Source organism: Nocardioides sp., assembly GCF_025964975.1.
Lineage (GTDB): Bacteria > Actinomycetota > Actinomycetes > Propionibacteriales > Nocardioidaceae > Nocardioides.
In genome coordinates, this window is sequence record NZ_JAOPXV010000110.1 from 1 (window position 1) to 5,370 (window position 5,370).

Here is a 5,370-nt window from a genome sequence, read left to right on the forward strand (position 1 = left end):
GACCGAGGCGCCTGCCGCCGACGTCTCCGCCGCTGACGCAACGACCGAGGCTCCTGCCGCCGGCGGCGACGCCTCGGCCGACGAGGTCAACGCCGATCTCGACGCAGCTGCGCTCGACGCGGCGTCGGTGGACACGGCTACTGCCGTCAAGGACGCTGAGGCACCCACCGAGGCTGGCGAGGCCCAGATCGCCGGTTCGGCTCCCGCCAACGAGGACGGCTCGGCTCCCGAGGGCTTCGACATCAAGGGCAACAAGTCCTCGATGAAGTTCCACGGCCCCACCAGCCCTTGGTACGACCGCACCAAGGCTGAGATCTGGTTCGACAGCGCCGAGGCCGCCGAGGCCGCCGGGTTCGTCAACGCCGAGACCAAGAACGACTGACTGGCTGGCGGGCCGCGAGGAGACTCGCGGCCCGCTCCAGCTCACCGGACACCACGAACACAGGGAAGAGAGACCATGGCCGACTTCACCGCTGCCGATGTCAAGAAGCTCCGTGACCTGACGCAGGCCGGAATGATGGACTGCAAGAAGGCACTCACCGAGGCCGACGGCGACTTCGACAAGGCTGTCGAGCTGCTGCGCGTCAAGGGTGCCGCCAAGGCGGCCAACCGCGCCGCCGAGCGCGAGGCCTCCGCCGGCCTCGTCGCCACCTCCGGCGGGGCGCTCGTCGAGCTCAAGTGCGAGACCGACTTCGTGGCCAAGGGTGACGACTTCGTCGCCGTCGCCCAGCGCATCGCCGACGCCGCCAACGAGGCCAAGGCCGGCGACGTCGAGTCCCTCAAGGCCGTCCCGCTCGACGGCAAGACCGTCGGCGAGGTCGTCCAGGACCTGGCGATCACCATCGGCGAGAAGATCGAGCTCGGCCAGGTCGCCTACTTCGAGGGCGAGACTGTCGTCTACATGCACAAGCGTGCCGCTGATCTGCCGCCGGCAGTCGGCGTGCTCGTCGAGTTCGACGGCGACGCGGCCGCTGCTCGCGGTGCCGCGATGCAGATCGCCGCGATGAAGGCGCAGTACCTCACCCGTGACGAGGTCCCCGCGGACGTCGTCGAGAGCGAGCGTTCCATCGCCGAGCAGAAGACCCGCGAAGAGGGCAAGCCCGAGCAGGCGATCGCCAAGATCGTCGAGGGTCGGCTGGGCGGCTTCTACAAGGAGATCGTCCTGCTCGAGCAGGAGTCCGTCTCCGAGGCGAAGAAGTCGGTCAAGACCGTCCTCGACGAGGCCGGCACCAGCGTCAAGCGCTTCGCGCGCTTCGAGGTAGGCGCCTGAGGGCGCAGCACCACCCAGCTGATCCGCAGGGGTCGTACGCCGCGGCGTACGACCCCTGCGGCGTTTGCGCTCGCCAGCCTCCCGCCAGTTTCCCGCAAGTTCGCGAGGGCGCAGTCGGCCCGATAGGTTGGGCCGTGCTCGACACCGCCGCCGAAGGGACCTTCTCGTGACCGCCTACCACCGTGTCCTGATCAAGCTCTCCGGCGAGGTGTTCGGCGGCGGCAAGGTCGGCGTCGACCTCGATGTCGTGCAGAAGATCGCCCGCGAGATCACCACGGTCGTGCGCGAGGGCGTCGGCGTAAGCATCGTGGTCGGCGGCGGCAACTTCTTCCGCGGCGCGGAGATGCAGCAGCGCGGCATGGACCGCTCGCGAGCCGACTACATGGGCATGCTCGGCACGGTGATGAACTGCCTCGCCCTCCAGGACTTCCTGGAGAAGGGCGGCGTCGAGACCCGCGTGCAGACCGCCATCGCGATGGGCCAGGTCGCCGAGCCCTACATTCCGCGGCGCGCGATCCGGCACATGGAGAAGGGCCGGGTGGTCATCTTCGGCGCGGGCGCGGGGATGCCCTTCTTCTCCACCGACACCGTCGCCGCCCAGCGGGCCCTCGAGACGCACTGCGAGGTGGTGCTGATGGCCAAGCAGGGCGTGGACGGCGTCTACAGCGCGGACCCGAAGAAGGACCCGCTCGCGACGAAGTACGACACGCTGACCTTCCAGGACGCCCTGCAGCAGGGCATCCAGATCGCCGACGCGACGGCCTTCGCGCTGTGCATGGAGAACAACATGCCGCTGATCGTCTTCGGAGCTGACGACGAGGGCGCGATCCTGCGCATCGTGCAGGGTGAGAAGATTGGCACGCTGGTGAGTCGCGACGGCTGAGCTCGTCCGCCACCAGCACCCACGACGACAGCGTTCAACCACGCACGAACCCACACAGGAGTCCCCGTGATCAACGAAGTTCTCAGCGCGGCCGACAGCAAGATGGAGAAGTCGGTCGAGGCGACCCGCGAGGAGTTCAGTGCGATCCGTGCCGGGCGCGTCAACCCCAGCATGTTCAGCAAGATCGTCGCCGACTACTACGGATCGCCCACGCCACTGCAGGCGCTGGCCTCATTCACCTCCCAGGATGCCCGCACGATCTTGATCTCCCCCTTCGACATCGGGGCGATGGGCGCCATCGAGAAGGCCATCCGCGACTCCGACCTGGGCGTCAACCCGTCCAACGACGGCAAGATCCTGCGCGTCGTCTTCCCGGAGCTGACCGAGGAGCGCCGCAAGGACTACATCAAGATGGCCAGGGCGAAGGCCGAGGACGGTCGCGTGTCGGTGCGCAACGTGCGGCGTACCGCCAAGCAGGGCCTGGAGAAGCTCGAGAAGGACGGCGAGGTCGGCCAGGACGACGTCACCGGCGCCGAGAAGAAGCTGGACTCGATCACCAAGAAGCACACGGACGCCATCGACGACATGCTCAAGAACAAGGAAGCCGAGCTCCTCGAGGTCTGAGTGCAGGCCGACGAACCCATCATGATGACCCCTCAGTCACCGGTCACGCCGGGCGTGCCTGCGAAGGTCCACGGCCGCGCCGGTCGGGACCTCCGCGCTGCCATCGTCTCCGCGTTGGTGCTGGTGGGGCTGATCCTGCTCTCCTTGTTCTTCTGGAAGACCGCGTTCGTGGCGGTCGTCGCCGTCGCGGTCGTCGTGGCCGTGTGGGAGCTGCAGCGCGGCCTGTCTGCCAAGGGCATCGACATCCCGGAGCAACCGCTGATGGCCGGCGGCGTCGTGATGGTCGTCGTCGCCTACATCTGGGGTGCGCCAGCCCTCGTGACCGCCACTGCGGTCAGTGCCCTGGTCGTGATGCTGTGGCTGCTGCGCCGGGGCATCAACGGTTACGTCCAGAACGCCACGGCGGCTGTGTTCACCCTCGTCTACCTCCCCTTTCTGGCCTCGTTCGTCGCACTGCTGCTGGCTGAGGGGGGCAACACCCCGGGCGTCGGGTTCACCATGGACGACGACGGCGTGAGGGGGGTGATCACCTTCATCGCGATGGTCGTCGCCTCCGACGTCGGCGGCTACATCGCCGGCGTGCTGTTCGGGAAGCACCCGATGGCGCGGGTCATCTCCCCGAAGAAGTCATGGGAGGGGTTCGCGGGCTCGGTCCTCGCGTGCGTCGGCGCCGGCATCGGCCTGGTGACCCTGTTCCTGGACGGCGACTGGTGGGTAGGGGCGCTGCTCGGCCTGGTGGCCGCAGTGATGGCGACGCTGGGTGACCTGTGCGAGTCGGTGATCAAGCGCGACCTCGGTATCAAGGACATGAGCCAGATCATCCCCGGCCACGGCGGCCTCATGGACCGGCTCGACTCGCTGCTCGCGACGGTGGCACCGACCTGGGTGATCCTGCACTACCTCGTCTTCACGCGCTGACGTGCGTCTCCTCGTCACCGGCGGCCGCACCGGCTACCTGGGCCGGCACGTCGTCACGGCTGCTGCCGGCCACGACGTGGTCGCAGTCGGGTCCGTCGACGCCGACCTGCGCGACAGGCGCGCCGTCGACGCCCTGGTCGCGGACCACCGCCCCCCGACCCGATCACGCCGGTACGGCGCAGCGAAGGCCGCCGCCGAGACGTGTGCGCTCGCCGTCTGCCCCGACGTCGTCGTTGCCCGCACCTCGCTGATCCTCGGCGACGGCACCTCGCAACACGAGCGTCTGGTCCACTACCTCCTCGCTGGTGCCGAAGGGGCGCTCCTCGAGGACGAACGCCGGTGCCCCGTGCACGTCACCGACCTGGCGGACGCCCTCGTCGAGGTCGCGGGCTCGGGGCTCCAGGGCGTACCGAACGTCGCCGGCACGGACGCCATGAGCAGGTTCGAGCTCGGGCGGCTGATCGCCCGGCGCGACGGCCTGGACCCCTCGTCACTGCGCAGCACCAGTCGGGTCGCCGCGCGCGTGCCCGGGCCCGTCGACGTACGCCTCGACTCGACCAAGGCATCGCAGGTGCTGGAGACGCGGCTTCGCGGGGCGGGGGAGTTCCTGTGACCCTGTACCTCGTCCGTCACGGCCTGCCTGTCATCGACCCGAACCGCCCCGCCGCCGAGTGGGAGCTCGACCCGGCCGGCTTCGACGACATCTGGGCACTGCGCGAAAGCGACCGCCTTCCCCAGCGCGCTGCGTGGTTCAGCTCGCCCGAGCCCAAGGCCCAGCAGACCGCGCAGCTGCTGACCGACGGTGAGACCGGGGTCATCGAGGAGCTGCGCGAGCACGAGCGTGGCGTCACGGCCTGGACGGAGGACTTCCAGGAGCGGGTGCTGGCCGCCTTCGCGCACCCGGACACCGGCGCGGTTCCCGGCTGGGAACCGCTCGCCGCGCTGCGGGAGCGCCTCGTCCCCGCCGTCATCGGGATCCTCGACGTCCACGGCGAGGACGACGTCGTGATGGTGGGGCACGGCACCGCCTGGACCCTCCTGGTGGCCGAGCTCACCGGACGCGAGCCGGATCTCGTGAGGTGGAGGTCACTCGGTATGCCGGACGTGCTCACGGTGGCCTCCGCCCTACGATGAGCCCATGAGCTCGCCCCGGACGACCCCCGAGACCGACCAGCAGGTCGCGTCGACCCACGCGGGCAACTGGTGGCATCGGAGCCACCCCACGTTCGCTGCGATCGTCGGCTTCTTCTCCGGCATGGTCCTCGTGACCGTCCTCCCGGGTGCGTTCGCAGCCATCCTGCGCCTGCTCTTCTCCGACGACACCGCCGAAGAGCTGTTCCCGTTCGTGCTCCTCCTGCTCGCCGTGCCGATCTTCATGCTGGCCAAGCGGAAGACCCGCCGGTTCGGGATCTTCATGGTCGTCGGGATGGTGCTGACCGCCGTGGTCGTCGTCAGCGTGACGTCGCTGGTGCTCTTCTTCATGCTCTAGCCCGCACCCGCAGAGTCGCCCTTTTCACCAAGCGGGTGGGAGAATCGCGAGCGATGTCCCACGAACCCATCAAGACCCTGCCCCTCGTCTTCGACGAGCCACGCGGCCGCAAGAGGCCGCCGCGCCACCTCGCCGACCTCGCCGAAGCCGGCCGCAAGGACCTCCTGACCGAGATGGGGCTGCCCG

Annotated in this window: 7 protein-coding genes and 1 pseudogene; all 8 read left to right on the forward strand. The window is 69.0% G+C overall.

The window, feature by feature from the left end:
- Positions 1-382, forward strand: a pseudogene (locus tag JWN68_RS07965) (50S ribosomal protein L17); the annotation flags it as partial.
- A gap of 75 nt (positions 383-457) precedes the next feature.
- Complete coding sequence (gene tsf / locus JWN68_RS07970) at positions 458-1,270, forward strand: translation elongation factor Ts (RefSeq protein WP_297737240.1); 813 nt, start codon at positions 458-460, stop codon at positions 1,268-1,270.
- A 166-nt stretch (positions 1,271-1,436) separates the two neighbouring features.
- Complete coding sequence (gene pyrH, locus JWN68_RS07975; RefSeq protein ID WP_297737242.1) at positions 1,437-2,153, forward strand: UMP kinase; 717 nt, start codon at positions 1,437-1,439, stop codon at positions 2,151-2,153.
- A gap of 69 nt (positions 2,154-2,222) precedes the next feature.
- Positions 2,223-2,777, forward strand: a complete 555-nt coding sequence (gene frr / locus JWN68_RS07980) for a ribosome recycling factor (protein ID WP_297737256.1) — start codon at positions 2,223-2,225, stop codon at positions 2,775-2,777.
- 21 nt (positions 2,778-2,798) lie between these two features.
- Entirely contained in the window at positions 2,799-3,695 is an 897-nt protein-coding gene (locus JWN68_RS07985; protein WP_297737245.1) for a phosphatidate cytidylyltransferase, read from the forward strand.
- A 1-nt stretch (position 3,696) separates the two neighbouring features.
- The gene (locus JWN68_RS07990; protein ID WP_297737248.1) at positions 3,697-4,308 is read left to right on the forward strand and encodes a sugar nucleotide-binding protein; all 612 of its coding nucleotides are present in this window, start codon (positions 3,697-3,699) and stop codon (positions 4,306-4,308) included.
- Positions 4,305-4,829 carry a histidine phosphatase family protein gene (locus JWN68_RS07995; protein ID WP_297737250.1) on the forward strand — a complete coding sequence of 175 codons (525 nt, stop codon included), beginning with the start codon at positions 4,305-4,307 and terminating at the stop codon, positions 4,827-4,829. Before JWN68_RS07990 ends, JWN68_RS07995 begins: the two co-directional genes overlap by 4 nt.
- Positions 4,830-4,833: 4 nt before the next feature.
- Positions 4,834-5,184: a hypothetical protein gene (locus tag JWN68_RS08000; RefSeq protein ID WP_297737253.1), complete on the forward strand. Its 351-nt coding sequence runs from the start codon at positions 4,834-4,836 to the stop codon at positions 5,182-5,184.
- Positions 5,185-5,370 lie beyond the last annotated feature (186 nt).

What these genes read in the sequence shown, in the direction of transcription:
- tsf (WP_297737240.1), top strand. Translation starts at nt 458, where the DNA reads ATGGCCGACTTCACCGCTGCCGATGTCAAGAAGCTCCGTGACCTGACG.
- JWN68_RS07985 (WP_297737245.1), top strand. Translation starts at nt 2,799, where the DNA reads ATGATGACCCCTCAGTCACCGGTCACGCCGGGCGTGCCTGCGAAGGTC.
- JWN68_RS08000 (WP_297737253.1), top strand. Translation starts at nt 4,834, where the DNA reads ATGAGCTCGCCCCGGACGACCCCCGAGACCGACCAGCAGGTCGCGTCG.